Raw genomic sequence first — 25074 nt, 5'->3', positions numbered from 1 at the left:
CTCCTCGAACAGCTTCTCCGCCGGGCCGCGCACGTGGAACCGGGGCAGATCCGCCAGGAGCGGGTGCCCGTCCGGTGCCTCGCACGGTGCGCAGTCGACCGGGTCCTTCCCCAGCGAGCCGGGATTGTGCTCGGAGCGCCGTTTGCCGTCGGCATCCGCCTTGGAGGCCCGGGTCGGCGGGTGCAGCGCGGTCATCAGCTCCAGGCCGGTCACGGCCGTCGATCCGCGCGGCGTCATCACCCTCGAGGCGTACACGCCCAGGAGCCGGGCGAGGTCCGCCGGCGCCAGCTGCCCGGCCGCGCCCCAGTGCCGGGTGTCCAGCGCGTTCCAGGACGGGATGCACAGCTGTACGCAGGTCCGCTCGGAACCGGTGGCGGGGCGGTAGATCCGCGCCCACGGCCCGAACCCGCGCTTGGTCAGCTGCCACTGCGCGCGGGTCAGCTGCTTGATGACCTTGTGGCCCTCCGGGATGCGCCCGGCGATCCGCTCCTCCTCCGTGAGCGTGGCCGGGAGGCCGTAGCGCTCCAGCGCGGCCTCGGTGAGCACGAGCAGCGGGTCGGCGTCCTTGCCGGGGCCGGAGAGCTTCGGCTGGCCGAGCTTGGCCTCCTTGAGCGTCCAGTCCACCAGGGACGGCAGCGACTTGGCGGGCACGTCCAGGACCAGACCGCCGGTGCAGTACGCCACCACCTTGCCGTCCTCAACGTCGACGACCGCCAGCGGCCCGTTCTCGAACCGCGGGTCGGTGCCGCCCGCCGGGGTTCCGGCCGGGGCCGCCTTCTTCGCATCCGGGCGGCGGGATGTCGACGTCGGCCTGGTGGTGCGCGCCGGGCGGGTCGCTGCGGCCGGAGCAGGGATCTGGGTGTTCTCGGTTGCAGTCATGGCCGCAGCCTCGGACGCCTCCTCTGTGGACAGAGTCCGCGCTTCCGGCGGGGCCGCCTTCTGCGTCCCAGAACGGCGCGACGTCGACGTGGCCCTGGTGGGGTGAAGGGCTTCGACCGCGTCGTCGATCAGAGCGTCCGGGACCTCTGGCATTTCGCCTGCCGGGTCGGAGGCGCCGGTGAACGTGTCGGGTACGGGGGCCGCCGGCTCTTCCGGTCTTGCGGGTGCGGGGTAGAGCTCCGCGAGCTGCTTGAGCAGCCGCGCGTACGCCTCGCGCTCCAGGCCGCGCGGCTCGGTCGGCTTCTTCGCCGACTCCCAGCCGGACACCGTGGCGCGGCGCACCTTCAGCGCGGCGGCGACTTCGTCCAGCGTCAGGCCGTGCGCGGTGCGCAGCCGCTTGCGCTCCTCCGCCGGCGGCAGCGGCGCACGGGACGCGACCAGCGCGTCGACCGCATCAAACAACTCGGACATGGAACACCTCCTGGCCCACACTCTACCCCACTAACCGTACAGATTGCGGCCTTTTGCCGTACGAAGCGCGTACGAAGTGCGTACAGGCCCTCTTTTGAAGGTCAGCGGCGGGCGGGAGCCGGGAGCTGGTTGAAGTGCCCCTACGCGAGGCCCGTTTTACGCTGAAAGCCCCGGGAAAGGGCAGGTCAGATGCCGCACTCGCTCTGGCAGGGAGCTTTGAGCTTCGGGTTGGTCACCGTGCCGATCTCCCTGCACGCCGCCACCGACAGCGGACCGGCCGTCTCTTTCGTGCGCGTGCACAAGGCCGACGGCGGGCGCGTACGCAACCAGCCTGTGTGCTCCCTTGAGGATGAGGCCGAGGTGCCGACTGAGGAGATCGGCCGCGGCTATGTGACCGGTGAGCGTGTCGTCCCGCTCACCGACGACGACCTGGCCCAGCTGCCGCTGCCGACCGCCAAAACCCTCACGATCCTCGCCTTCGTGCCAGCTGGTGACATCGACCCGCTGCAGGTCGAGCGCGGCTACTACGTCGCCCCCAACGGCCCGGCCGCCAACAAGCCGTACGTCCTGCTGCGCGACGCCATGGACGACCACGGCTCGGTCGCCATCGGCAAGATCGCCCTGCGCAGCAAGGAAACCCTCGCGCTGGTACGGCCCATGGGGGATGTGCTGGTGCTGCACGCGCTGCGCTGGCCCGACCAGGTCCGCACCCCCGCCGGCGTGGTCCCCGACCGGCCGGTCGACATCAGCGAGGACGAGCTCGCCGCGGCTGAAGAGCTGATGGCCAGCTACGGCCCGCTGGACGAGGAGGACCTGCGCGACCACTACCGCGAGCAGGTCGAGGAGATCGTGGCGGCCAAGCTGGAGAACCGCGAAGTCGAAGCCCCCGGCAAGGCTCCCCAGCCCCGCGGACAGGTTCTGGACCTGATGGCCGCCCTGGAGGACAGCGTCCGCGCTGCCAGGAGCGCCCGCGGCGAAGACGCCGACGGTACGGACGCCTCGGTGACGCCGCTGCGGGCCATCGAGGACAAGGTCACCGGAACCACCAAGCGCTCCTCTCCCCGCAAGAGTGCCCGCACGCCGAAGGAGGCCGGCGGCAAGAAGACCGCCGCCAAGGCACCGGCGAAGAAGACCGCGGCGAAGAAGAAGGCAACCGGCGGCCGCCGCGCCGGCTGACTGCCGCACCGGGGAGCGATTCGCCGAGCCGGAGGAACGCAGATGAAACTGCACTACAGCACCATGTCCAGCGCAGCCAAGAAGGCGTACCTCCTGGCCCACCCCACCTGCCCGATCTGCGGGGGCATCACAAACGACATCGACCATGCGCACCCAACCGACCTGGTGCGCGACGCCCTGTGCCACCGCTGCAACTGCCGGGGCAGCTCCCTGGAAAGGGCACTGATGATCCCCACACGCCGCTTTCAGACGCTGGCCGGAGACCTGCACCGCGGATATGCCCGAACCGGCCGCGTGAACCTCGCCCGGTTCGCGGATGACCTGGCCTACCGCGGTCTCACCGAGGACGAGTACCGCAGCCGCTTCGCCGCCGTACACGCCCAGCTCACCCAGCGCTACGTCTACTGGACCGAGGCCACCACCGAGGGGATGACCCGCAGCACCACCTGGACCAAGACCGGCCCGCTCCTCGATGAGGAGGAAGCGCAGAAAGTGCTGCACCGGCTGCAGGACCCGGCCAGAGTGCCGCCCCACCTGTACATCGTGCTCACCCTGGAGCCGGACGACGGCGTCAACTCCCCCTTCCCGCGGGGCCTGGCCTACATCCACCACACGCCCGGCGCCATGGAGTACATCAGGGAGCTACGCCGAGCCGAGGCCGCTGCCCCGCAGGCGGAAACCGGGCAGGACGGCCCGACGGACGTCAGTCCGAGCCGGTGAGTACCGGTATCAGCGCCGCCGTTCCGAGTGCGCTGGAGACCGTGTGTGGGCCCGGCCTGCTGCTCGGACAAGGCCACGGCCGATACAGCCACTCGTCCCCGAAAGGCCCGCTCGCCGGGAGTCATACCTGACCAGGTGCCGCCCCTGGTGGGCCGAACGCGGGAATCGGGGCAGGTTTCCGCGTCGTTCGCGCGCAGAGTGCGTTGAAGCCCATGTCGCAACGAGGCCGGTGCGGTGCCTATCTCGGTGAGGAGCGCTCCTTGGGCAGGACGAAACCAGGCAAACCCCGATGTCAGCGAAGAACGGCCGGCACTCTGCGGCATGCGCAGCCTCCCGGGTACGAAGAGTGGGTCGGGATCCCGCAGCGGTTCACCGCCGACACGGCGGTAGGACATCACCGTCTCGATGAGGAGGCCACAGACGTTGCGGTGCCGGCGGAGGTGAAGGAGTGTTTCGGCTGTCCGCCTGCGTACACCGGCGCACGTCGCGAAGCCGGCGGAGCGGTGTGATGGACGGGAGGCCACTCGTCGTGCTGCGCGGTCGCCTGTGGATCAGCCCCTGCGGGGATGCCCATGACCTGCAGTGCGTCGCACGCACGAAGAAGGGCACTCGCTGCCGGAATCCAATCGAGTACGGGCAGATGCTCGGCTTCCACGCCTTTCGGCTCGGGGACGCCGGCTACGTCGAAGCGTACGGCTCTCTCGGGCAAGGCGATGCAGTGGACGCCGACCGCTGGATCGCCCAGCACTGCCTGGTGCACGATGCGCCGGATGTCATCGACTGCGGGCCGGCCGAGCTCCGCCGGTTCGACATCGTCCGTGACGCGGCCCATATCAAGGCGCACGTGCGGACTTTGCCTACGGCGAGGTGCCGGTGAGCCCCTCACGAGCCGGGTGTGGCGGGAGCGGGGTGTGGCGCAGGACGCCCCCTCGGCCCGGGCAACTGCCACGTAACGGCGCGACGGCATGCTCCCGGGCCCGTCACGCCACTTCCCTCCGTTCATTTCGCAAGGGCGAGAAGCGATGACCGACATCACCGACACTGTCACGGCAATCCTCGAATCCGCTGCTCGATTGCTCCCCACTCCTGGATATGTCAACGGTGACGACTACTCCGACTGGCACATCAGGGCATCCCCGCGCCTCTTGCGTGCGCTGGCCGAGCTGGCACGCGACGAGGGCGGACACCAGTTGGCCGACCGACTCGACCGGTTCTCACATCCGCTCTGCATGGAACCCCTGGACACCATTCTGAGCATCGAGACCATGCCGGTGAAGTGGTGCGTCAACCCGGTCGAGCTCGAGGGCGCACCGTGTGAACTGCATACGCCGGAGCACGCGTCAGACCTCGGGCGTTGTACGTGGGCAGGCCCGGATGCTGCGCGGATTTGCCGCAATGCCCCCGCCCCGGGCGACGACCGTTGTGCAGTGCATGCTGCGTTCTGCCGTGTGATCAGGGTCGATGGTGCCGTTTGCAACCGGCACAGGTGCAGCGTTCCCAAGCATCGGCGGGCGCCGGTTTCCGCGGTGCGCTGAGCCGGCACCGGGCGGCAGACCGGCCGCGGCCACGCACACGCCACGCTGTCATTTCCGTGGCCGCTGGTCTCTAAGTGACTGAGTTGACTGCGGGGACTGTCGCATTCTGAGGGTGCCTCACCGTGCGCTGGACGTGCTCAGCGCCGGAAAGGCGGAGGGTGCCCTGGGCGGTGATGACGGCCGGGCTGGTCAAGGCCATGGTGCCGTCGGCCGCGGCAGAGATGACGAGGTGCCCGCCGGGCAGGTCGACGCGGTATTCGGCGGCGCCGGTGGGCGGCGGCGCAGGCGCGGGTCTCGCCGACGCCGCGTTCGTACACGCGCAGCGCCAGGTGCCGCGGTCCGCGGGCGGTGACGAACTCGGTGGTCACGCCGTGGGGGTATGCGTCGGCCGGGCCGACTGGGCGGTCTTGCCCTGGCCTCGTGCCGCGCCGTGCTATTTCCGGGCCGGTTTACGGGGCTGGGGCAAGGCGTGCGTCGAGGGTGTGCTGGGCGGTGCACAGGTGGTAGGCGTGCATGGTTGTATCGAGTCCGGTCAGGTCTGCGGCTTGGTGCGGGGGTACGTGCTGGAGGTGCAGGAGCATGGCGTCGGCCTGGCGGGCGGGCAGCAGGGTGTAGAGGGCGCGGGCGGCGGTCGGCGGAGCGCTGGTCTGGTGCCGAATCTGGTGTTCGATGCTGGCGGTCAGGATCTGCCAGGCGCGGCGGGCCGGGCAGCGGCTGCTGAGGATGCGGCGCCAGTCGGTGGCCAGGGTGCCCAGGGCGTGTTCGACGGCGCGGTCGGCTGCGGCTGTCTCGCCCAGGCGCAGCAGGGCGTGCCGTCGGTAGGGGGTATGGCGCAGCTGGCAGAAGGCGGTGAAGTCCAGCGGCAGGCGGATGCTGACGGGTGGTCGATTGGGCAGGCGGATCGGTGTGGGGTGCATGTCGTCTCCCCCGGGTGACGAGCGAGCGGTGGGGTGGGGTGGGTGGTTATCCGAAAGCGCTGGCGGGCAGGCCCGCGAGGCGGTTGCCTCCGGCGGGCGCGGGCGAAGGCGGTGAGGGGTGGGCGGCGTTCCACAGGGGGTGAAGGGCGTCGGGCCGGCCCTCCAGGGCGAGGACGAGGCGGCCGAGGACGGGCCAGTCCGGCAGGTACCGGCCATCGAAGACGTCCGTGATCTGCTCTTCGCTCAGCGCGCCGTGGCACTGGGTGTGCACGAGGTAGGGGTCGGGCCGGCCGGCGGACAGGTACAGGCCGCGCAGGGCCGCGTGCAGGGCCCCGACGGCGTCCTCGGAGGTGACCTTGGCCGAGGGGGCGATGCCGCGGGCGGCACACCACAGGGTGCGTACGGCGGTGGGGTCGCCGTCGCAGGCCACGATGATGCGGCGGGCCACGCTCCAGGAAGGCAGGCGTTCCCCGGAGATGACGCGGGAGACGTAGGAGGCGGAGACACCGGCGTCCGTGGCGATGTCGCGGACGACCTTGCCGCTGCTGCGCTGCAGATGGGACAGGGCGCTGGCGAACTGCTGAAGGCTGGTCAGGCCCGGAGCGGGGTGCGGGGGCCCGTTGTCGTCGGCCGCGCTGGGCGGAGGGCCCGGCGGGGAGATGGGGGCGCCGCGCTGGTGCGGCAGGGCCGCGGTGGCCGTCATGGTGGCGCGGGCTGCGGGAGCCGGTGGTGGGGCCGAGGTGTTCTTGGGGCGGGCGGCGGCCCGTCCCCACTTGCGGCGGGCGGTGGACTCGCTGATGCCGGCGGCTTCGGCGACCGTCTCCCACCGGGTGCCGTCGGCGCGCAGCTGCTGCACCGTCAGCGAGTCGAGCAACTCCAGGTGCTGGCGCACGGTCAGCAGGACTTCGAGGCTGCGGACCAGGTCCGGGTGGCCGCCGTATTCGGCATCGAGCAGGCTGCCGGCGGCACGGTGGACGGCTTCGAGGGCTTCCACGCGCCGCGGGCCGGTCTGTACGGCCTGTGCGGGCGGGCGGCGCCGGCGCTGGCAGGAACGGGAGCAGTACTGCGGGGGGCGGCCGCGGCCGCCGTAGGTGAGGGGCTTGTGGCAGCAGGCGCAGGTGCGGCGACCGGTTGACGTCATGGGTACCCCTTTCCGGGGGCGTGAGGCGGGGATTTTCCGCATCCGGGCGGGCACTTCGCGCGCCACGGGGCCGTATTTCTCCCCGTGAAGATCACGGATGGGTGCCGCCACCGGTCACACGAGACGACCGGTGGCGTGCCGGGCCCGCAGGCGGGCCCGGCACCGGTGGCGAACGGCAGGCGGCGTCAGAGCACGCGAATGCGCAGGTAGCGCAGGCGAATACCGCCTTGGTCCGCCGCCGCAGCGGTAAGGGCCCACAGCAGGGGCAGTGACGTCGGTGCCGCGCCGGTCAGCATCAGGAACGCGACCAGCGTGCCGACGAGGGCCGTCGTGGTAACGGTGACTTCCCAGGCATACGTTTCGCGGCAGCCGGGCTGCGGCATGCTAGCTTCACGCCTGTCGGGCCGGCTCGTACCGGGCCGGTGCGCACAAGGGTCAGGGTGCACGGATCCAGAGCTCCTTGATCTTCACAGAATGATGAACGAGGCCCCCGGGGCTGGTTTGGCCGCCGCCCGGGGGTTTCGTGACGCGACAGGACGCTACGCCGGTGACAGGCCGGACCGCCACCGCTACCGTGCGTTATTTCCAGGGTGTATCTGGCCACGGCGGAAAACCCCGCACACGACCCACCAGTACGATCAAATACCGCCAGAACCAGGTGCCGAACACACCCAGGCGGTCACCACCGCATCTCCGGTTCCGCAGCCGGCTCCACGCCCGCGCCTGGTCTTCACAGCCACGTGGTGTCAGCTTCAACGACCCTCACAGGCGGCGGACACGGTTTCACCGAGGGTTCTCCGGCAGCCGGGACGCTGCCCGCACGCCTACGCATCGACAAGCGGGTGCTCTCCTGCTCGCAGATGCTCCAGGCAAGCCGCCGTTCTACGCTGAAAGCCCCGGGAAAGGGCAGGTCAGCTATGCCGCACGCGCTCTGGCAGGGAGCCTTGAGCTTCGGGTTGGTCACCGTGCCGATCTCCCTGCACGCCGCCACCGACAGCGGACCGGCCGTCTCCTTCGTCCGCGTGCACAAGGCCGACGGCGGACGCGTACGCAACCAGCCCGTGTGCTCCCTGGAGGATGACGCCGAGGTGCCGGCCGAGGAGATCGGCCGCGGCTACGAGACCGGCGAGCGCATCGTCCCGCTCACCGACGACGACCTGGCCCAGCTGCCGCTGCCGACCGCCAAAACCCTCACCATCCTGGCCTTCGTACCGGCCGGAGACGTCGACCCGCTGCAGATCGAACGCGGCTACTACGTCGCACCCACCGGCCCGGCCGCCAACAAGCCGTACGTCCTGTTGCGTGACGCCATGGAGGACCACGGCTCGGTCGCCATCGGCAAGATCGCCCTGCGCAGCAAGGAGACCCTGGCGCTCGTGCGGCCGATGGGGGACGTGCTGGTGCTGCACGCGCTGCGCTGGCCCGACCAGGTCCGCACCCCCGCCGGCGTGGTCCCCGACCGGCCGGTGGACATCAGCGAGGACGAGCTCGCCGCGGCCGAGGAGCTGATGGCCAGCTACGGCCCGCTGGACGAGGAGGACCTGCGCGACCACTACCGCGAGCAGGTCGAGGAGATCGTGGCGGCCAAGCTGGAGAACCGCGAAGTCGAAGCCCCCGGCAAGGCTCCCCAGCCCCGCGGACAGGTCCTGGGCCTGATGGCCGCCCTGGAGGACAGCGTCCGCGCTGCCAGGAGCGCCCGCGGCGAAGACGCCGACGGTACGCAGGCCTCGGTGACGCCGCTGCGGGCCATCGAGGACAAGGTCACCGGAACCACCAAGCGCTCCCCCGCCCGCAAGGGCGCTCGCACGCCGAAGGAAACGGGCGGCAAGAAGACCGCTGCCAAGGCACCGGCGAAGAAGACCGCGGCGAAGAAGAAGACAACCGGCGGCCGCCGCGCCGGCTGACTGCCGAGCACTGGCTGCTTACGAAGTGCGGACCTCCGCACCGGTGGTCCACAGGTCGCTCACCTCGTCCGCGCTTGGCGCGTAATCCTCTGGGTACGTGGTGGCTGCTCGTTGCCGGGCGGCCTGGGCGGTGTCGCGGACCGTGCGGTTCAGGCGGGTCAGCAGGGCGAGCGCCGGTTCCTGGGTGATCGGGGCGATGATGTCGCGTGTGCGGGCTGTGTCCCAGTCGGCGACCTTCAAAAGGCGGTGGCCACCAGCAGTTGGGCTTCTCCTGCGCGAACCGCGACGGCATCGTCGTCGCTGACAGCTGCACGGATCAGCCGGTCGCGGATCGCCCGGGCGTTTTCCCAGCCGCGCCAGATCCCTTCCTGCTGGTCTATCAAGCTGCCCCGCTCGATGCGCTGGGACAGTGGCGGGTAGGCCAGTACCAGCTCGGTCGCCGCGCGCCAGTCGCGGGCCGGTGCCTGTACGGCGGCCTCGCTGACGATCCGGTCCCGCAGGCGTTCCACCTGCCACTGCCGCGACTGATCGTGCTGTTCCTGCGCTGCGCAGTCCGGGCACACGGGTGGTCCGGGCCGGGCTGGCGGGCTCCATGAGCGGCTCGTCCGCAGCAGCTCCGTCCCGCAGTCGGCACAGAGGATGCCTGACGGCGACGGGCCGATCGCCGCGAGCATGTCGTTGAGGGTGAGGCCGGCGGCCTCGGCCAGCGGGCGGCCATGGATTCCGGGCTGCTGCCAGTACAGGTGCCTGAGTACCCCGATCAGTTCCGGGGAGTGGACGGCCTCCACCTCAGCACGCAGGCGCTCGACCTGCGCGAACACCTTGTGCCGCGTCTGGCCGACCCGCTGCTCGGCCTGTGCGAGGGCAGCTTCGGCATCGGTGAAGTCACGGACCGACTGCTCCACGCCGGCCAGGATCTCACGCAGGTTCTCCTCGCTCATGCCCCAGAGCTTGCCTCAGAGCAGCCGCCTGCTTCCAATCCGGAAGTCCTGCGAGCTGCTCCATGATCTGGTCCACGATCGTCTCGCACAGAGCAGGGGCCTGGAGCGCGGCCTCGACGTTCCGCCTGATGAGCTCACGGACGTCGCTCTCCTGTGTCGCTGTGGTGGGGCCCCCTGTAGCGCAGGTCGGATCCGTGGCCGAACCCCCTTCAGCAGCCGGGTCAAGGGCGGAGACCAGGGCCTCCACCACTCGCCGGGGGGGTGAAGTGGGCAGGCGCGTCCGTTGCGGGGTCGAGGAGCGCGCGTTCCTTTCAGCTGGACGGTTCCTTGCTCCACGGTGGCCGCCGGTGTATGGGCACGCCCGTGCGGGATGGGGCCCCAGGTGGTCGAGGTCCACCACGTACGCAGGTCAGCGGTGTGCACGGTGCGGAGTGGTGGGGGCGCTTGGTCGGAAGACGGGCGCGGGGGCGTGCGCTTCGGGCGCGGGGAGGTTGTGCAAATGTCCGGGTTCTGTAATGGGCCGTCGCATCTTCAACCATTGCCCGCCGGATGGGCGGACAGTGAGGTCCGCCCGGCACTCCGGGCATCTCGTCCTACCGGCCCCGCCCCAGGCGGGGCTGTCCCGCTGGAGGCTTGCCATGTCCCGTTCTGTCCGTCTTGCGGCCGTCGCGCTCGGTTCGGCCGCCCTGGCCACCGCCGCGGCCCTGCCTGCCGCCGCCACCGGCGCGCACACCCTGCCGGCCTCGCACCGCTCCCCCGTCGTCATCGGTGCGGTGCAGGCCGACAGCCCCGGCCGCGACGACGGCTCCAACCGGTCCCTGAACGGCGAGTGGGTCACCGTCAAGAACACCGGCCTCCGCCCGGTCAACCTCAAGGGCTGGACGCTGACCAGCGAGCGCACCCACAAGACCTACCGCTTCAACAGCCTGCGCCTGGGCGGCCGACAGGAGGTGCGCGTGCACACCGGTCACGGGCGTGACACCTGGCGCGACGTCTACCAGGACCGCCGCGACTACGTCTGGGACAACCGACGCGACACCGCCACCCTGCGCAACGACCACCGCCACCTCGTCGACATCAAGCGCTGGGGCCGCCACTGACCGGTGGGGCCGCCTCAGCGGCCCGGACTCCAGGTGCGCCGCAGCCGAGGGGGCTGCGGCGCACCACCGCGTCCGGCTGCCGCACCGCCCACGGTCTTATCGGGCGGCCAGGCCCGCCTGGTACACATGGCCGGGAGCCGCCAACGTGGGGTGGAGTACGTACCCGGCAGGCGGCTGTGGCTACGGAGCCAATGCGTAGGCCACCGTCGTGGAAGTGGGCGCGGTGCTCGGAGCGTAGATCTGCCCGGGCTTCAACCACAGAATCCCGGCGCCACAAGGCAGTCCGAGGATCCATGCCCGCTCCCTGCCCCGCACCCGAGATCGGCAGCGGTAACGACGGGCCCGGGCACTCCTGCGGCCAGGCCAAGTTCTCAAGCACCGCTGCGCTGTCGCAGGACGGATCGGCGGATCGCCCTGATACGACAGTGCTCATCAGTCAGCCGGTGGTTCTCCTCAATCGGAGCCGGGCCTTGCGCCGCAGCTCAGCAGCACACTCACAAGCCGTCTCTGACTGCTTTCACAGAGCAGCCACCCGCGTCTCCACCGCCACGAAATACAGGCTGCCCAGCACCGGGTTGTCATACCGGCCGCAGGCAGGCGCTGGCTGTTCAGCCTCCTTCCCCCTCCGTATTCGCTGTCTGAATCCCCCTTCAACTGGCTGTGATCTGTTGATTGCCTTTCACCGGGGAGCGGTCCGCCCGGTCCCTTGGTGTGAGCCGAATGGACAGGAGTGGCCATGGATGAGGAAGAGCACGACACCAGTGGTGTCAATGGTGCGACTGGTGCACCGGTGGTCCCGGAGGTGCGCAAGGACGCCTCGCAGCTCGCGATCGACGGGGTGAAAGTGGTCATCCCCGGTCTGCTGAAACTGGTGCCGGGCATAGGAACGGTCGCGGGTATGGCCATGAAGGCGGCCCTGGACCTTCTGTTCCCCGCCCCGGATGTCTGGAGCCAGCTCCGCGACAAGATCAAACAGTTCGTGCGCGAAGAGATCAATCAGGCCTACTTCGAGGAGCTGCGCGAGGACCTGAAGGGCATCCGCGACATCGCCGGAGACTACAGCGATCTCGCCCAGCTCGGCCAGGACCACGCTGCTATCCAGAGCAAGTGGCTGGCGACCGAGTCGGCGATCGCGAAGGCGGTCCCGCGTTTCGATCCCACCGGCGCCCCCGGTGACGTGCTGAACCCGGTTCCCCTCCTGCCACTGTTCGTGCAGGTGGTGAACCTGCACCTGCTCTTGCTGCGCGACATGGCGCTGTACGGGCACCAGTGGGGCTTCCACCCCACGACCGTGGACCGGTACAAAGAGAAACTGGCCGGGCTCGCCGGGCCCGACAGCGCCTCGTCCTACATGCGGCGGGCCAGGAAGACGTATGAGCGGGGCTACGGCCAGTGCGGCTCCGACGTGGAACGGATGTCCTACGAACGCGGCATGGTCATGAACGGGTACGCCCAGCACACCGCCTGGGAGTACTTCGATGCCGTCAAGTATCCGAAGGGGCACGACGTCAACCTGGACTGGGTGGTCTACGTGGGCCCGTTCGGGAGGATCACCGGGGGCATGCCCGCTGCCGTGCGCCCGCATCCTGGAGGTGCCACGTCGGTCCGGGACCTCACCGTGTACACGGGCCGCCGTGTGTACGGCGCGCGCTGGCAGCCGTGGGCCAGCGGGCCCGACGGGCCGGCCCTCACGGTCGGCAAGACCGACGCCGGCAAGGCCCATCCCGTCGAATCGGGTGACCGAAGCATCAGGCATCTGTGGGGTTACGGCTGGCCTGCCTCCGTCGAGTTCGGTGTGCTCGGGCTCGCGTTCGGCGTCGGAACCACCCAGGACGACAAAGAGAAGGCGCCTCCCGGATGGATCGGCGAACCCTCCCTCGACGTCATTAACCCCCCGAACAGGCTGGAATTCTTCGCTCCCGGCTACTTCCTGTCCGACATTCGCGGCGGAAATTACCGCGAGTGGGGCTTCGGGAAGAACAGCATCGAGTGGATGGCGTTCGGGTTCCGTACGGGGGCCATGCCCTACCGGCCGTCGGCGGCCCCGGTCGCGGGGCAGGGATACCTGCTGCAGTCCGTACACGACGGCCGCTACCTCATACCGCAGCCCAACCGGCGGGGTGCGTCCATCAGGCTGGCCCGCGACTTCGACGCCATGTCGGCCTACTGGATCCTCGACAAACTCGGGCGCCTGCAGACCCAGTGGGGGTACATGCAGATGGCCGCCGCACGCTCCGTGCGCGTGGATCTCCCTGGTACGCCGTTCACCATGGTGCGGCAGGAAGACGATACGTATGCCATTTTCAGCAAAGAAGAGGCGGGATGCCTGACAGTGGACGAGGACGGCGTACTCATGACTGCCCCGCGCTTCGATCCTGGGGACCCGAGGATGAGGTGGGCCTTCTGCCCGCTTTCTGCTTCCCGGCGAACCCTCGGCGGTACCAGGCCGGGCTTCGCCCTGGAGATGCGCCGGCAAGACGTCGGATACTTCGAGGCCGCTGTCACGGTGTCCAACCCCGAGAACGGCAGGACCATCGCCGCGGGCTGGCGGCTGTCCTTCCTCCTTTCCAAAGGGCTCGGCGGCCCGGTGAACGTCACCGGCGACCCGGTCACGCCCGAGGTGGTCAGCGCACGCCCGGACGACCGCGGCCTGCTCGTCGAACTCCGGACCGCGCCATGGTCCGCCAAGAAGGAAATCAAACCGGGTGAGTCCTTCACCTTTACCCTGACCGGAGGAGCCGAGACCGGGATCACCGACCTCCGCAGCATCCACATCCAGGCCGACATACCCCGCATCGACGGCATCCCGGTCAACCATTCCGGAACCGAGGGGAACACCGTCCGCACATCGAGCCCCTGACAGATAGCAGGCTCACGCGGCAACAGGCACCGCCGAGCCACAGCAGGAGCTGACGGGCTGTGAACGGGCCCGGGCCGTGGAGCCCGGGCCCGTGTGAGTGAGCGACTCTGTTGGGAGCAGCGAGCCCGGCAGCAGACCGGTGTCGGTGGTCCAGTACAACCTTGGCCACGGAAGAGAAGCGGGGAAGCGCTCGGCTACGGAGCCGGGGTGAAGGCCACCGTCGTCTTCGGGCAGCCGGCGGCGATTTTGTGTAGCGCCGCCCGTTCCGCGGTGTCGGTGGTCAGGTTCCAGCGGAGTTTGGTCGAGGTCCAGTCGGCGGCGTAGGTGCAGTAGGCGTCCTTGGCGGGCGGCAGCCACTCGGCGGGGTCCTTGTCGCCCTTGGCGCGGTTCGGCCCGGAGCTGACCGCCACCAGCCCGCGCGGCGCGTCCAGGTCGTTGGCGTAGGCCTCGCGGCGCTTGGCCGGCCATTTCGAGGCCCCGGAATCCCAGGCTTCGGCCAGAGGGACGACGTGGTCGATGTCCAGCTTCGACGGGTCGTTGACGGTCTTGCCGTCGTAGTACGACTTCCATTGGCCGCCCGTCAGCTTGCAGCCCGCGCCCTGGCGAGGCTTCTTCACGGCCTCCGACAGCAGCACCTCCTCGCGGGCATCGCAGCCGTCGCGGTCGGCGTCGACCCACAGCTTGAACTTGTCCCGGTCATACCCAGCCCTCGACTCACTGGCGACCTTCAGCTGGTCGACCGCCTTGGCCAGCGCCAGCCCGCCCGGCGCCGACGGAGCCGCGGCCTTCGGCGGCTTGGGGTCCGTACGGGGTGAATCGGCGGAGCAGGCCGCCACGGACAGCAGCAGGGCAGGGCAGGCGAAGGCCGCGGCGCGGCGGAGGGGGTGCAATTTGGCTCCCAGGCCAGGTGAGACGACGTCAGGTGCCCTGAATCTACCCACCGTTGACACCACGCCGCACCGCTTCCTGCGGGCGCACCGCAGCATTCGCCCGGGCCGCGGGAGCCGCCCGCACCCGCACAATCCTGCGCCGCTGGGGAAGGCAGTCAGGCCGCGCCGTCACCCGCACGGGTTGTCGCGGGGCGTTCCCGTCGTACGCCGACGGACGAGCCGGTATCCAGTTGCTGTGATCAAGATGACTGTGCGCGCCCTCGCCGGCGCCGTCCTCGCCCTGTTGCCCCTGACCGCGGCCTCGTCGGCCCGGGCCGCCGAGAACGACGTGCCCGTCCGGTACGCGAGCCTGCACGACGGCGTCGAAACCCTTCCACTGGCCGCCGAGTCCCGAGCCGGCTACCAGCGCACCAGCTTCAAGCACTGGACGGACGCCGACCACAACGGCTGCTCGACCCGCGCCGAGGTGCTGATTGCCGAGTCCCGGGAGCGCCCGGAGATCGGGCCGAAGTGCACGGTCCTCACCGGCCGCTGGTACTCGTACTACGACGGCGTGACCGTGACGAATCCCAAGGGCCTGGACATCGACCACATGGTGCCCCTCGCGGAGGCGTGGGACTCCGGGGCTTCGCAGTGGAGCGCGGCGCGCCGCGAGGCGTACGCCAACGACCTCGGCGCCGACCGGTCGCTGGTGGCGGTCACTGCGAAGACCAACCGGTCCAAGGCCGATCAGGATCCGGCGACCTGGCTGCCGCCGCTGGCCGACGCGCGCTGTACGTACGCCGCCGACTGGGTCAGCACCAAACTCCGCTGGTCGCTGACCGTCGACCGCGCCGAGCGGGACGCCCTGCGCCGCCTGGCCGCAGGCTGCGGCCACACGCACGTCGAGTACCAGCCGGTGTAAGGACGGTCACCGCAGCCTGCGTTCTGCCGGCCCGGCCCTGCGGTCCTTCGTGCCCTACCGCCGCGAAGGACCGCTTCCGTCCGCCCGCGGCGACGCGACGAAGCGCCATCACCTTGGGCGGATTCTAGGGGCATCTGTGTCAGCGCCCCATCACCGTTTGATGCGTCCTCGGATGGCGAGGGCGGCCAGGGCTAAGAGGGTGGGCTCCAAGAAACGGGAGGCCATTTCGATGTAGGTACCAGCAGCGGTGAGGTTCTGCCCCGATGAGCGGAAGATCACGGAGTTCACGGCGACGCGGGTGGCCTTCTCGGCGCGTTCCCAGGTCATGCGCCGGCCGAAGGATCCGCTCAAGGCGGCGTCAGGGCTGCTGGTCCTAAGAGTGATCTTGCTGTGATCGAGCGTTCCGATACTGACGGGGTCAGGGGTGCTGGTGGGCAGCCCGAAACCCATGAGGAGTATTACGGTCAGGGACATGGCGGTCAGCAGCCAGGCCAGGGCGCGGGAAGATCGCAGTCCATATCCGGAGAGGAGCCAGTACCCCCAGAGCAGGCCGCGTTCACCAGGCGGAGTGCCATGGCGATCGTGGCGACGCATTTCCATCTCGCCGTAATAGAAGTCGGCGGCTCCCGGCTCGTTTTTGCCGTCTTCGAAGGCTTTGCGCATCTGTCGGTAAAGCGCAGCGACGTCCTGCGGATTAGGAGTGAGGCCGGGGTCGGGGTGGTGGGGCCCGGTCCGCCAGTGACGGGCTGACGGCGGCCGGCCCGGAGGCGGAGCGGGCTGGCCGACGGACTGCGCTCGCCAGTGGTGTTCCTCGGCCAGGGTGCGTCGGGGCGTCCAACGTATGGGCCATATGCCACGGCGGCGCAGGCCGGTGGGGGGCGAGGTGAAGCCGCAGTGGCCTTCCAGGCGAAGCTGGTCCAGGTGAAAGGCTCCGGAGAAGAGGCAGTCGGCCAAGTCGGTGTCGGTCAGGACGAGGTGTGCTGCGTCCACCCCCTGTATCGATGCCACCCGTGCCGAGGAGGGCCCTGTCAGTGCGCTCTCATCCATTGCCACACGGTCTCTGTCGTCTCTGCGGGTGAAACGCGCGGGGTAATTGATGATCGCTGTGGGCCCGGAAAGTACAGCATGGCCGAAGTCTGCCGTGGCGTAACGCAGGCGTACCGTCGCCGTCGACTCCCACCGCGTTCGCACACAGTGCAACTCACTCGCCGCAATTTCGAGTGTCACCGGCACCTGGAACACCGCACCGCTGACACTCAACACGCCACCGCAGGCCACAGGCCCGAACCACGAAGCGCTCTCGAACCACGCTCTGCCGAACATGGCGTTGCCGGAAAACTGTGTCCCGCTGAACCAGGTGTGGCCGGAGAACCACACCTCCCGGAACATGGCAGCGCCGAAGAACTGCGCTTCTCGGAACACGGCAGCGCCGGAGAACCGCGCCTCGCCGAACGTGACGGTGTCGGAGAACCGGACGTTGCTGAACTCGGCGGAGCCGCAGAACTGCGTCCCACCGAACCAGGCCGTGTCAGAGAACCGAGCCCGTCCGAACTCCGCAGGTCCGAAGAAGCGTGCCCTGCTGAACCAGGCTCTGCCGGAGAACTGCGTCTCGTCGAACTCGGCCGGGCCGGAAAACTGTGCTCTGCTGAACTCGGCAGAGCCGCGGAACTGCGTCCCGCCGAACCGAGCGGTGTCGGAGAACTGCGTCCCCTCGAACTCGGCCGGACCGGAGAAGCGCACTCTGTCGAACTCAGCTGCGCCGGAAAAGGCCGCACCGCCCAACCGGGCGGTGCCGATGAGAGGGGTTCCTGTTGTGGGGTCGCGGAGAGCATCAAGCAGGGAGGAGAGCAGGGCCGAGGTGAAAGGGGTACCGCGATGGTCGACATCGTCGCCGGGGGCGAGACCGGCCAGGTAGGCAGAGCGGTCGGTGTCGCCCAAGTGGGCCAGGCACCTGGTGTGCCCACGGACACGGATGCCTCGGCAGCCGATCGGATCGGTCACAGGGTCTGCGCCGTGCCCGCAGCGCGGCCAGCCCGGCGGCGACGGTGTAAAGGACGGTGTCGTCATACCGTGGGACACTCCCGACCAAGGTGTCGGCGACGGCGAACGCCGGCGGAGCGGTCACCGGCGCAGGTACGCGTGGGTGTGTTCGGACAGATCCGGCGGGCCGTCGAACACCGCGGGCCAGTCGGGCACGGCCGGGTCGTCGCCGAGTGCCGTGTCGGGGACGACGACCTGGCCGGCGGCCCACTGGATGGTGACCGCCTCCGGGGACTGGCCGGTAACCGATGCCAGCTGGCGCAGGTAGTCCGCGGTGGCGCCCGTGGCCGTGACGTGCACGGTGCTGCTGGACCCGTCCTCGGGCGACAGCTCCGGCGGCGGCTGATGGCTCATCACAGCACCTCCTGTCGTCGTCGCTCCCCCAGTGTGCCGGGACGGCGGACCATCAGCCCAGCAGATCACGAAACGTCTCAGCGGTCGCAATGGGGTCGCCCGGGACGGCCGGGCGGCCTGGCGGTGCGCCTCGATCGCACGGCGGTAGCCGTCCGGCGGGATGCGGCGCTCCACCGGCGCGCGGGCAGGGTCGGCTGCGGGGCCGGATCGGCGGGGGCCGGCGCCGGGCTGCTGCGGCTGCCTGTACATCAGCTCCCTCGCCGAGCTGCTCGACCGCTTCCACCCCGCCCGGCAAGTGATCGAGCAGCACAAGGCCCTCCGGAACCGCAGGCTGGTCGGCATGTGCACCGGGGCCGGGGCATGGTCCCGGACGCCTCCCCGCTTACGCTGCTGCCGGGCCGGTAGCCCCGCACGTCGTCGCTTCAGGCCGTCCTCTGTGACTATTCGTCCCTTGTGCGCCATCTGCGCTTACGTCATGATCGCCGCATTGGTGATCTACGTGCTCCGGACGGCGATTGTCGCGAACCTCGCTTCCGGACACGCGAATTCACGCCGTGGAACCCCTTATCGGTGAGGAGTGATGGGCAGTATGCCCTCCTTAGGAATCACAAGAAAGAAATCCGGCAGACAAAGGCGCCTACGGGGCAATTGCGTCATTACGTTCGCCCTGTCCATGGCCTTGCTGATGGCCGGTTCCGCGGAACCCGCCATGGCAGAGGGGCGCACCGCGGCGGCTGATGAGGGGTGCGGCGCGCATGCCACGTCCTTCGCCATCGAGCAGGATGCGCCCGTGTCGCTCCGTATGGGCTGCGCCCGTGACTCCGGCATGCTCAAGCCGCTGGGGAAGAGCGACGACGACCTGATCATGGCTCTCGACTTTCACGTTCCCCGCGAGGACCAGGACCGGTTGGACGACACCATATGGCGCTCGGTCAGCCGCATCCGTGACGACCAGAGTGCGGGCATGACCCTGGGCGCGTCGCTGAGCAAGCGGGCTGCGGAGCACAGTGTGGGGATCCGCCCTCCGAGGCCGGAGGACGCCGACTTCGACGGGCGCGTGGTCACCCTTGACAACAGCATCGTGTTCGTGGTTGCCAAGGACAAGGTCGGTACCACGGCGAACTGGTGGCAGAAGTCGATAGCCGCCGGCGTGGGGTTCGGCGTCACCGTCGCCTCCTCGGCGGTGTGCCTGCTCTCCTTCAACGTGGGAGCACCGGCTGCGGCTCCGGTGTGCGGGGCCGTGGGTGGCGCCCTGGGGGCACTCGTCGGTGAGCTGATGAACGCCTACTATGACGGCCGCCCGCTGGGGGACGCCGAGGTCTGGAAAGAGGCGTTGGCCGTCGCCATGTGGGGCGCGGTCAGCGGTGGCGCCACCGGGCAACTGCTGGAATGGGCTTCTACGGGCGCCACCTCCGTGGTCGTCAATGCTCAGAAGAGTCTGCGTGGCTTCGCGGCCAAGCTCGGGCACGTGGGCAATGTCCTCGGGTTCATGGCCGACAGCCTCGAACGCATGGGGCCGAAACTCTTGGAGTTGCTGCAGCGCCTTTCCCGCGGTGTCGGCCAGACCGGGCTGCCGCTGAAGGTGATGGTGGTGGGCGATTCGATGAGCCAGGGCTACGAAGGCGACTGGACCTGGCGCTACCGCCTGTGGGAATGGTTCAAGAAGGAGCGCATCGACGTCGATTTCGTCGGCCCCTACCAGGGAACCCGGCCGCAGGAATCCCCGAAACCCCCGCCCGCGCCGCGGTTGCAAGGGGAAGCCCCGCAAGCGGGTGAGAGCACCCCGGTCACCTCGGGCGCGTACGCCGCCGGGGTCGCGGCGGACTTCGACACCGACCACTTCGCTGTCTGGGGCCGGCAGGCGGCGCAGGACAAGACGCTGATCGCCGAGCAGGTGGCGAAGTACCAGCCCGACCTGCTGCTGGTGGGGCTCGGGTTCAACGATATGGGCTGGTTCGTCAGTGGTCCGGAAGGCACGTTGGACAGTATGCGGACGCTGGTCGACCAGGCCCGCGCCGTCAAACCGGACCTCGACTTCGCGCTGGCCAACGTTCCCCAGCGGACGTTCATCGGCGGCCGGGACGACCTGCCCGCCAACACCACGAAGTACAACAACATGCTCGCGGACGCGATCCCGTCGTGGAGCACCGGCAAGTCCCGTGTGGCCCTGGTCGACTGGGCCGGCAACTACAGCTGCGACCGGGATGGCTGCCTTGCCGGCTACGACGGGCTGCACCCCAACGCCCTGGGCGAATACCAGATCGCCCAGGCGTTCGTGCGCACCTTGCACAACAGCTACGGCCTCGGCAGCCAACTGATCAACATCCCTGCGCGCATCCCCGACCGGCCGACGCTCGCGCCGGGCACGCTCTGGATCGGCTCCGGCCCGAGCGGCATCACCCTGAACTGGAAGCCGGTCTTCGGCGCCCGCGGATACACCGTCCGGCACCGGATCAAGGGCTCCGGCACCTGGAACGAGACGCCGGTCAGAGCGGCCCGCTTCGACACCACCTGGACCCTCGACGGCTGGGAGTGGGAATACCAGGTCCGCACCGACAACGCCGGGGACGGGAAGTCCGGGTGGTCCGAGACGCTCAGCGATACCGCACACCCGAAGACCGCCGCGGCGCCCACGGGGATCGTCACCCGTGCCACCGCCACCGGCGTGGACGTGTCCTGGGGCGCACCGACCGGCCCGTACACCGACACGATCGACCGGTACGAGATCATCACCTGGGACAGAGACACCCCCGGGGCCTTCCTCAACAGCACCGCGGTCAGGGGAAGGTCGGCGCACATCGACGGGCTGAAGCCGGGCCACCACTACCTCGTCGCGGTAGTCACGTGGAACGCCGCCGGCGGCGGCATGCCGGGCGTAGCCCGTTCCGTCACCGTCGGCGCGGGAACGCCACCGGCCCCCACCGGCCTGAAAGTCACCTCCACCGACGCGACCACCGCCCAGTTGTCCTGGGCCGGGTCCGGCCAGGCCGCCGGCTACCGCGTCTGGATCCGCAACGTAAACGACGGCAGCCCGTCCAAGGCCGACGAGTACGTCACCAACGAGACCAGCCGGGGCATCGCCTACCTGGTCCCCGGCGTCTGGAACTACGAATTCTGCGTCACCGCCATCAACGGCGAAGCCGAATCCGGCAAGTCCAACTGTGTGGTCGCGCCACGACCGTCGGCCAGAGCCCGGGCACAGGCCCTGACGAGCGGAGAGAAGAACTCCCCACTTTCCGATCTGATGCGAACTACCCGCGCACTGGCCGGATTGCCCGGATAACCCGGATCCGGTGAGGGGCGACGGGGGCCACACTCCGCCACCCCACCACCTGGCCGCAGCTATACGGGCGCACTCCCGATTGCGTGGCTTCCGCCGCCGTACACCTCTTGATCACGAAAAAGGTCCACCGCTTCGAACCTTGTCCAAGAAGAAGCGGTGGGCCTAGCGCCAAGGAAGGTCCACCCCCGCGTGCGCGGGGACCACGCACGTCCACGGTGCGGGCCGCCCGCGGCCCGGGGTCCACCCCCGCGTGCGCGGGGACCACTGCACTTCGGTGCAGCGTGAGGGGTAGGTCGGGGGTCCACCCCCGCGTGCGCGGGGACCACTGCACTTCGGTGCAGCGTGAGGGGTAGGTCGGGGGTCCACCCCCGCGTGCGCGGGGACCACTGACAGGCAGCGTCTCACTGCGCCCGCCGCCTGGGTCCACCCCCGCGTGCGCGGGGACCACCGTCACCTGTTCCAGCAGCTCAAGCACGACACGGGTCCACCCCCGCGTGCGCGGGGACCACTCCAGCAGCTCCGGCACCCGGCCGCGCGCCACGGGTCCACCCCCGCGTGCGCGGGGACCACGTGCCGTGGGCCATTGCCGAGGGGAGCGCACTGGGTCCACCCCCGCGTGCGCGGGGACCACCCCCGTCACGCACCGCTACGCACGCGGGTTCGGGGTCCACCCCCGCGTGCGCGGGGACCACGACCTGCGCGGCGACACAGCGCTCATTTCGCTGGGTCCACCCCCGCGTGCGCGGGGACCACAGGGCACGACCAGTGGTTTTACCCGGCGGGGTACGGGATTTTACTTACTTGCGGGAACTCCGGCATATCCACCTGAAGGGTTCATTCGAGACGGCAGTACGGTGACCAGATCACGCTACTCCTTGCAGGCGACAGCAGGCACACGTCGTCGCCGGAGCAGCTCGCGCCGAGCAGCCAGCCGGCCGCACGAGCCCGCCGCCCTGGGCCGCCAGACGCTGCATCAGCCGCTCCGCCAGAACCCCGGCGGCGCATCATTCCTGCCGCTACGCGCTCTCCGCGCGAACGGAGACGGTGCCGTCTCCCCGGTCGTCGTACACGGCCTTGACCGTACCGACGCTGCCCTCAGGCAGATCGGGGTCGCTGAACGTAGTAACGACCGTATCGCCGATCTTGAACTGTGATGTCGCCATGGCTTCTTCTTACCCGATCAGAGCCTGGTCAGATACGCCAGGAGCGCAGGCGGTCCGCGACCGCGGGCAGCTTGACCTGTCCGTCGCGGACCTCGCGGACCAGGTCGGACAGGGCGCCGTAGGGCGGGTCGATGCCCTGGCCCGACTGGCCCATGTACTGCGCGGCGACGATCGCCGCGAACAGCCCGTTGCGGTAGGGCAGCGGTTCGAGGCGGGCGATGGTGTGCAGCAGCGCGGCGGCGCGCCATGCTGCGTCGGGGTCGGCGCTGGCCAGGGTCGGCAGGCGGGTTTTGTGCCGGGCGACGGCGGCCACGAGGGCCGAGTAGTCCGCGATGCTCACGTCTTCGGGGGTGGTGTGTTCCTGGACGTCCAGGAGCCAGGAGACGTCGATGTGCAGGATCACGCGGCGTCGGCTCCCGGCGTGCGCTCGGACGGTGCGATCTCGTCGGGGAAGGCCTGGTCGAACTCTGCGCGGAGCCGGTCGGCCCACTCGACCGCGCCGGCGACGAACTGGCGCCGTTGCTGCTCGCGCACGCCCAGGTCGTGCAGGTACGTCTTGAGGGACTTGCCCTCGGCGGCGGCAGCGGCCCGCACGCCTTCCAGTTCTTCCGGGGTGAAGGTGACATTCAGGGATGGCATACCCTCACGGTACCTACTTGGTACCTGGGCGGGTAGGGATTCCAGCCCTACTTCTCGGCGCGCAGCAGCGCGAGGAGACGTTGCGCAGGTCAGATGCGGCACGCATCCACGTTATCGACAATGTGTTCGCATGAGGTCGAAGGAAGATCGCCAGTTCCCTGCCGCACTCGCCGCCGCTCTGGCGATCCGACTCGACCGCATCGGCGAGGACGATGTCGACTTCGATCCCTTTCCGGCCTTCTTGTCTGCCGAGGAGACAGCCGACTGGTTCCAGGCGTGGACCGGCAACAGCGAGATGCAGGGTGATGACTTCCGTATGTTCGGCCAGGACGGCACCGGTGGATACGCCGCGTTCTGGCTGGTCCGCCCGGATCGGGAGCTTGCTGAGCAGCCGGTGGTCTTCCTCGGCTCCGAGGGCGAGACCGGTGTCGTCGCGCGCGACCTCGGCGCCTTCCTGTGGCTGCTGGCCGACGGCTGCGGCCCCATGGAGGCTGCTACCTCGTACAAGCCTGACTGGGTCCCCCAGCCCGATCACGAGCTGGAAGCCATCGCGGAACAGTTCGCGCCGGGCCACCGGGCGTCCGCAACTGCCGTGATCGAGCAAGCCACACGAGAGTTCCCCCATTTCGACGACGCCATCACGGCACTCTGCCGCTGAGCCCAATCCGGACAGCGGCCAGAAGGACCGCTTCTGGAACCCGGCTGGGCCGAATCCCAGATAAGCGAGCTGGCGGGCCTCGCGGCAGCGTCCGGCCACGGCCCGTGTCGGAGTGCGCCCTGACGGCCCGGCTCTTTCACTGCCGCCCGCGCCAGCCGGGCAGCGTGGATGGGCACGTCAAGCGGGCGGAGCAGCGCAGGCGATCAGGTACAGAGTCGGTGTGGTCACCGCGCGACGGCCTTCTTGCCAACCCGGAGAAGCAGCAGGTCGTAGACCGGGCCGCCGGGCTCGTTGCGGTACGGGCCCGCGTACTTGTTGCCGAGGTCTTCGTGCAAGGTACGGTGACCGGCTGCGGCTGGCTCCCCCTGCCCGGCACCGTCGAGGTACAGCTTCATGGTCAGCTGGCCGCCGCAGCCGCCGAGCAGAGTCCCGCACTGGAAGGCGTCGTCCTCGTGAGAACGGCGGATGCATCCAGCTCAATCGCTTCCATCGGCAACAGCAACGGCTCATCCGAGTCCGCCCCGCCGAGCACCGCATCGACGAGGAACTCGCGAAACTCCTGCGGGGCGAGTAAGAATGCCCCGGTCACGGCACCGGGGCGACGCAGCACGCGAGCACGCGACCAGGAGATGACGCTTGATGCCTGGCACCTTCTTGGCCCCGTCGTATCCGTGCCGACCACCCCTCTCGGTGGCCCTGACGCTCTGACTGTCCAATACCCCGGCACTGGGCGCGGGTTCACGCCCCTGACGGTACGTTCCCGTGCCCGTAGCACGGCCGGCTTCTCCTCCCGTCGGCCTTCAAGCCGCCACTGCCGCCAGTAGTGGTAGACCGTCTGATACGGCGGGAAGTCATGCGGCAGCCGCCAGGCGGAGCCGGCCCCGCATCCAGTACGCCGGTGCGCTGATGTTCTCGCGCCGCGGGTGCTTGGGCGGACGACCGCCCGGCTTCGGAAGCGGCACCAGAGGTGCGAGCACCACCCACTCGGCATCGGAAAGGTTCGTCGGATACACGCGCCGTCCGGTCATCCCTGCCTCCCTGAAGCGCAGGACCTATCAAGGCCCTGCCCCGAAAGGGGCTTCTCAGACACCTGCTAACAGGGAACCAGAATCAGTCCTCTAAGCAAACGCAATCCTGCAGTGATAGAGACTTGTGGGGTAACAGGGCCTGGGACTCTCTCTAGGCAACCGTGGGACCTTAGTCCTGAAGTTCCACTTCGCCCAATGCGGTCGACGGCAAGAAGGCGAAGGAGCTTGTTGCCCGGCCAGGTGCCGCCTTAATATCTTTTCAGCCATTTCGACTCGATTGGAGATTGCGTGCGTATCCGCAGGCTCAGGTCTCCGCCTACCGACTTCACGGCAGTACTTGAAGTGCGCCGCCACTCAGGAGGCGACTCCAGCCAGCGCGACCGAGAAGGCATCACTGCAGACCAGCATTGATCGACCGGTCGGGGATTATTCCGTGCATGGAAGCGGACATGGGCGATGATACTCATTGGC

At 69.4% G+C, this 25074-nt stretch carries 24 protein-coding genes, 2 pseudogenes and 1 CRISPR repeat array; of the genes and pseudogenes, 11 read left to right on the top strand and 15 right to left on the bottom strand.

What is annotated here, in order from left to right:
• A partial coding sequence (locus ACEXOX_RS45575; RefSeq protein ID WP_406527020.1) for a helix-turn-helix domain-containing protein occupies positions 1 to 1350 on the bottom strand: 1350 nt, incomplete at its 3' end.
• Between the two features lie 189 nt (positions 1351 to 1539).
• On the opposite strand from ACEXOX_RS45575, the gene ACEXOX_RS45570 reads away from it, so the two are divergent.
• From ACEXOX_RS45570 to ACEXOX_RS45555, 4 genes are all read left to right on the top strand, one after another.
• Positions 1540 to 2526, top strand: a complete 987-nt coding sequence (locus ACEXOX_RS45570; RefSeq protein ID WP_406527019.1) for a Ku protein — start codon at positions 1540 to 1542, stop codon at positions 2524 to 2526.
• Between the two features lie 42 nt (positions 2527 to 2568).
• Positions 2569 to 3246 carry a hypothetical protein gene (locus ACEXOX_RS45565; protein ID WP_406527018.1) on the top strand — a complete coding sequence of 226 codons (678 nt, stop codon included), beginning with the start codon at positions 2569 to 2571 and terminating at the stop codon, positions 3244 to 3246.
• Between the two features lie 529 nt (positions 3247 to 3775).
• Entirely contained in the window at positions 3776 to 4123 is a 348-nt protein-coding gene (locus ACEXOX_RS45560) for a hypothetical protein (protein ID WP_406527017.1), read from the top strand.
• Between the two features lie 145 nt (positions 4124 to 4268).
• Positions 4269 to 4781: a hypothetical protein gene (locus ACEXOX_RS45555; protein ID WP_406527016.1), complete on the top strand. Its 513-nt coding sequence runs from the start codon at positions 4269 to 4271 to the stop codon at positions 4779 to 4781.
• A 449-nt stretch (positions 4782 to 5230) separates the two neighbouring features.
• On the opposite strand, the gene ACEXOX_RS45550 is transcribed toward ACEXOX_RS45555, so the two are convergent.
• The 3 genes from ACEXOX_RS45550 to ACEXOX_RS45540 all read right to left on the bottom strand — a co-directional run bounded on the left by ACEXOX_RS45550 (position 5231) and on the right by ACEXOX_RS45540 (position 7222).
• Positions 5231 to 5698: a hypothetical protein gene (locus tag ACEXOX_RS45550; RefSeq protein WP_406527015.1), complete on the bottom strand. Its 468-nt coding sequence runs from the start codon at positions 5696 to 5698 to the stop codon at positions 5231 to 5233.
• 46 nt (positions 5699 to 5744) lie between these two features.
• Positions 5745 to 6839 (bottom strand): helix-turn-helix domain-containing protein, encoded by a 1095-nt coding sequence (locus tag ACEXOX_RS45545; protein WP_406527014.1) that lies wholly within the window; start codon positions 6837 to 6839, stop codon positions 5745 to 5747.
• A 185-nt stretch (positions 6840 to 7024) separates the two neighbouring features.
• The gene (locus tag ACEXOX_RS45540; protein WP_406527013.1) at positions 7025 to 7222 is read right to left on the bottom strand and encodes a hypothetical protein; all 198 of its coding nucleotides are present in this window, start codon (positions 7220 to 7222) and stop codon (positions 7025 to 7027) included.
• A 477-nt stretch (positions 7223 to 7699) separates the two neighbouring features.
• Here ACEXOX_RS45540 and ACEXOX_RS45535 point away from each other — a divergent pair, with 477 nt between their 5' ends.
• Entirely contained in the window at positions 7700 to 8743 is a 1044-nt protein-coding gene (locus tag ACEXOX_RS45535; protein ID WP_406527022.1) for a Ku protein, read from the top strand.
• 18 nt (positions 8744 to 8761) lie between these two features.
• On the opposite strand, the gene ACEXOX_RS45530 is transcribed toward ACEXOX_RS45535, so the two are convergent.
• Positions 8762 to 8983, bottom strand: a complete 222-nt coding sequence (locus ACEXOX_RS45530; RefSeq protein WP_406527012.1) for a hypothetical protein — start codon at positions 8981 to 8983, stop codon at positions 8762 to 8764.
• On the bottom strand, positions 8980 to 9684 hold the full coding sequence (locus ACEXOX_RS45525; RefSeq protein WP_406527011.1) for a hypothetical protein: 705 nt from the start codon (positions 9682 to 9684) through the stop codon (positions 8980 to 8982). The genes ACEXOX_RS45530 and ACEXOX_RS45525 overlap by 4 nt, the downstream gene beginning before the upstream one ends.
• Positions 9685 to 10322: 638 nt before the next feature.
• Between ACEXOX_RS45525 and ACEXOX_RS45520 the strand changes: the two genes are divergently transcribed.
• Together ACEXOX_RS45520 and ACEXOX_RS45515 are read left to right on the top strand one after the other, a co-directional pair.
• On the top strand, positions 10323 to 10784 hold the full coding sequence (locus tag ACEXOX_RS45520) for a lamin tail domain-containing protein (protein ID WP_406527010.1): 462 nt from the start codon (positions 10323 to 10325) through the stop codon (positions 10782 to 10784).
• 736 nt (positions 10785 to 11520) lie between these two features.
• Positions 11521 to 13644, top strand: coding sequence for an insecticidal delta-endotoxin Cry8Ea1 family protein (locus ACEXOX_RS45515; protein ID WP_406527009.1), 2124 nt, complete (start codon positions 11521 to 11523; stop codon positions 13642 to 13644).
• Positions 13645 to 13838: 194 nt separating this feature from the next.
• Here ACEXOX_RS45515 and ACEXOX_RS45510 read toward each other — a convergent pair whose 3' ends face one another.
• Positions 13839 to 14534, bottom strand: a complete 696-nt coding sequence (locus tag ACEXOX_RS45510; RefSeq protein ID WP_406527008.1) for an HNH endonuclease family protein — start codon at positions 14532 to 14534, stop codon at positions 13839 to 13841.
• Between the two features lie 235 nt (positions 14535 to 14769).
• On the opposite strand from ACEXOX_RS45510, the gene ACEXOX_RS45505 reads away from it, so the two are divergent.
• On the top strand, positions 14770 to 15438 hold the full coding sequence (locus tag ACEXOX_RS45505) for an HNH endonuclease family protein (protein WP_406527007.1): 669 nt from the start codon (positions 14770 to 14772) through the stop codon (positions 15436 to 15438).
• A gap of 150 nt (positions 15439 to 15588) precedes the next feature.
• Here ACEXOX_RS45505 and ACEXOX_RS45500 read toward each other — a convergent pair whose 3' ends face one another.
• Together ACEXOX_RS45500 and ACEXOX_RS45495 are read right to left on the bottom strand one after the other, a co-directional pair.
• Complete coding sequence (locus ACEXOX_RS45500; protein WP_406527006.1) at positions 15589 to 17376, bottom strand: pentapeptide repeat-containing protein; 1788 nt, start codon at positions 17374 to 17376, stop codon at positions 15589 to 15591.
• A gap of 183 nt (positions 17377 to 17559) precedes the next feature.
• Entirely contained in the window at positions 17560 to 17832 is a 273-nt protein-coding gene (locus tag ACEXOX_RS45495) for a hypothetical protein (protein ID WP_406527005.1), read from the bottom strand.
• 235 nt (positions 17833 to 18067) lie between these two features.
• Between ACEXOX_RS45495 and ACEXOX_RS45490 the strand changes: the two are divergent.
• Together ACEXOX_RS45490 and ACEXOX_RS45485 are read left to right on the top strand one after the other, a co-directional pair.
• Positions 18068 to 18190, top strand: a pseudogene (locus ACEXOX_RS45490) (TetR family transcriptional regulator); the annotation flags it as partial.
• A gap of 351 nt (positions 18191 to 18541) precedes the next feature.
• On the top strand, positions 18542 to 21115 hold the full coding sequence (locus ACEXOX_RS45485) for a fibronectin type III domain-containing protein (RefSeq protein ID WP_406527004.1): 2574 nt from the start codon (positions 18542 to 18544) through the stop codon (positions 21113 to 21115).
• Positions 21116 to 21290: 175 nt separating this feature from the next.
• A CRISPR array of direct repeats spans positions 21291 to 21868; the repeat unit is 29 nt; unit sequence GGGTCCACCCCCGCGTGCGCGGGGACCAC.
• A gap of 263 nt (positions 21869 to 22131) precedes the next feature.
• On the opposite strand, the gene ACEXOX_RS45480 is transcribed toward ACEXOX_RS45485, so the two are convergent.
• The 3 genes from ACEXOX_RS45480 to ACEXOX_RS45470 are packed head-to-tail and all read right to left on the bottom strand — an operon-like array spanning position 22132 to position 22917.
• On the bottom strand, positions 22132 to 22278 hold the full coding sequence (locus ACEXOX_RS45480) for a hypothetical protein (RefSeq protein WP_406527003.1): 147 nt from the start codon (positions 22276 to 22278) through the stop codon (positions 22132 to 22134).
• A gap of 28 nt (positions 22279 to 22306) precedes the next feature.
• Positions 22307 to 22681 (bottom strand): toxin Doc, encoded by a 375-nt coding sequence (locus tag ACEXOX_RS45475; RefSeq protein WP_406527002.1) that lies wholly within the window; start codon positions 22679 to 22681, stop codon positions 22307 to 22309.
• Complete coding sequence (locus ACEXOX_RS45470) at positions 22678 to 22917, bottom strand: hypothetical protein (protein WP_406527001.1); 240 nt, start codon at positions 22915 to 22917, stop codon at positions 22678 to 22680. Before ACEXOX_RS45470 ends, ACEXOX_RS45475 begins: the two co-directional genes overlap by 4 nt.
• Before the next feature lie 130 nt (positions 22918 to 23047).
• Here ACEXOX_RS45470 and ACEXOX_RS45465 point away from each other — a divergent pair, with 130 nt between their 5' ends.
• Positions 23048 to 23575 carry an SMI1/KNR4 family protein gene (locus tag ACEXOX_RS45465; RefSeq protein ID WP_406527000.1) on the top strand — a complete coding sequence of 176 codons (528 nt, stop codon included), beginning with the start codon at positions 23048 to 23050 and terminating at the stop codon, positions 23573 to 23575.
• Positions 23576 to 23972: 397 nt separating this feature from the next.
• Here ACEXOX_RS45465 and ACEXOX_RS45460 read toward each other — a convergent pair whose 3' ends face one another.
• The 3 genes and pseudogenes from ACEXOX_RS45460 to ACEXOX_RS45450 form a co-directional block, all read right to left on the bottom strand.
• Entirely contained in the window at positions 23973 to 24185 is a 213-nt protein-coding gene (locus ACEXOX_RS45460) for a hypothetical protein (RefSeq protein ID WP_406526999.1), read from the bottom strand.
• A pseudogene (locus tag ACEXOX_RS45455) lies at positions 24082 to 24297 on the bottom strand (hypothetical protein); the annotation flags it as partial. The pseudogene ACEXOX_RS45455 and the gene ACEXOX_RS45460, both read right to left, overlap by 104 nt.
• A 129-nt stretch (positions 24298 to 24426) precedes the next feature.
• A complete protein-coding gene (locus ACEXOX_RS45450; protein WP_406526998.1) occupies positions 24427 to 24603 on the bottom strand; it encodes a transposase in 177 nt (58 codons plus the stop codon).
• Positions 24604 to 25074 lie beyond the last annotated feature (471 nt).

This window comes from Streptomyces sp. Ac-502 (genome assembly GCF_045222935.1).
Lineage (GTDB): Bacteria > Actinomycetota > Actinomycetes > Streptomycetales > Streptomycetaceae > Streptomyces > Streptomyces monomycini.
This window is presented reverse-complemented; position numbering and strand designations above follow the sequence as displayed.

Excerpts from the sequence above, each read along its gene's own strand:
- ACEXOX_RS45570 (WP_406527019.1), top strand. The coding sequence starts at position 1,540 with ATGCCGCACTCGCTCTGGCAGGGAGCTTTGAGCTTCGGGTTGGTCACC.
- ACEXOX_RS45565 (WP_406527018.1), top strand. The coding sequence starts at position 2,569 with ATGAAACTGCACTACAGCACCATGTCCAGCGCAGCCAAGAAGGCGTAC.
- ACEXOX_RS45555 (WP_406527016.1), top strand. The coding sequence starts at position 4,269 with ATGACCGACATCACCGACACTGTCACGGCAATCCTCGAATCCGCTGCT.
- ACEXOX_RS45550 (WP_406527015.1), bottom strand. The coding sequence starts at position 5,698 with ATGCACCCCACACCGATCCGCCTGCCCAATCGACCACCCGTCAGCATC.
- ACEXOX_RS45545 (WP_406527014.1), bottom strand. The coding sequence starts at position 6,839 with ATGACGTCAACCGGTCGCCGCACCTGCGCCTGCTGCCACAAGCCCCTC.
- ACEXOX_RS45540 (WP_406527013.1), bottom strand. The coding sequence starts at position 7,222 with ATGCCGCAGCCCGGCTGCCGCGAAACGTATGCCTGGGAAGTCACCGTT.
- ACEXOX_RS45535 (WP_406527022.1), top strand. The coding sequence starts at position 7,700 with ATGCTCCAGGCAAGCCGCCGTTCTACGCTGAAAGCCCCGGGAAAGGGC.
- ACEXOX_RS45525 (WP_406527011.1), bottom strand. The coding sequence starts at position 9,684 with ATGAGCGAGGAGAACCTGCGTGAGATCCTGGCCGGCGTGGAGCAGTCG.
- ACEXOX_RS45520 (WP_406527010.1), top strand. The coding sequence starts at position 10,323 with ATGTCCCGTTCTGTCCGTCTTGCGGCCGTCGCGCTCGGTTCGGCCGCC.
- ACEXOX_RS45515 (WP_406527009.1), top strand. The coding sequence starts at position 11,521 with ATGGATGAGGAAGAGCACGACACCAGTGGTGTCAATGGTGCGACTGGT.
- ACEXOX_RS45495 (WP_406527005.1), bottom strand. The coding sequence starts at position 17,832 with ATGAGCCATCAGCCGCCGCCGGAGCTGTCGCCCGAGGACGGGTCCAGC.
- ACEXOX_RS45485 (WP_406527004.1), top strand. The coding sequence starts at position 18,542 with ATGGCAGAGGGGCGCACCGCGGCGGCTGATGAGGGGTGCGGCGCGCAT.
- ACEXOX_RS45480 (WP_406527003.1), bottom strand. The coding sequence starts at position 22,278 with ATGGCGACATCACAGTTCAAGATCGGCGATACGGTCGTTACTACGTTC.
- ACEXOX_RS45470 (WP_406527001.1), bottom strand. The coding sequence starts at position 22,917 with ATGCCATCCCTGAATGTCACCTTCACCCCGGAAGAACTGGAAGGCGTG.
- ACEXOX_RS45465 (WP_406527000.1), top strand. The coding sequence starts at position 23,048 with ATGAGGTCGAAGGAAGATCGCCAGTTCCCTGCCGCACTCGCCGCCGCT.
- ACEXOX_RS45450 (WP_406526998.1), bottom strand. The coding sequence starts at position 24,603 with ATGACCGGACGGCGCGTGTATCCGACGAACCTTTCCGATGCCGAGTGG.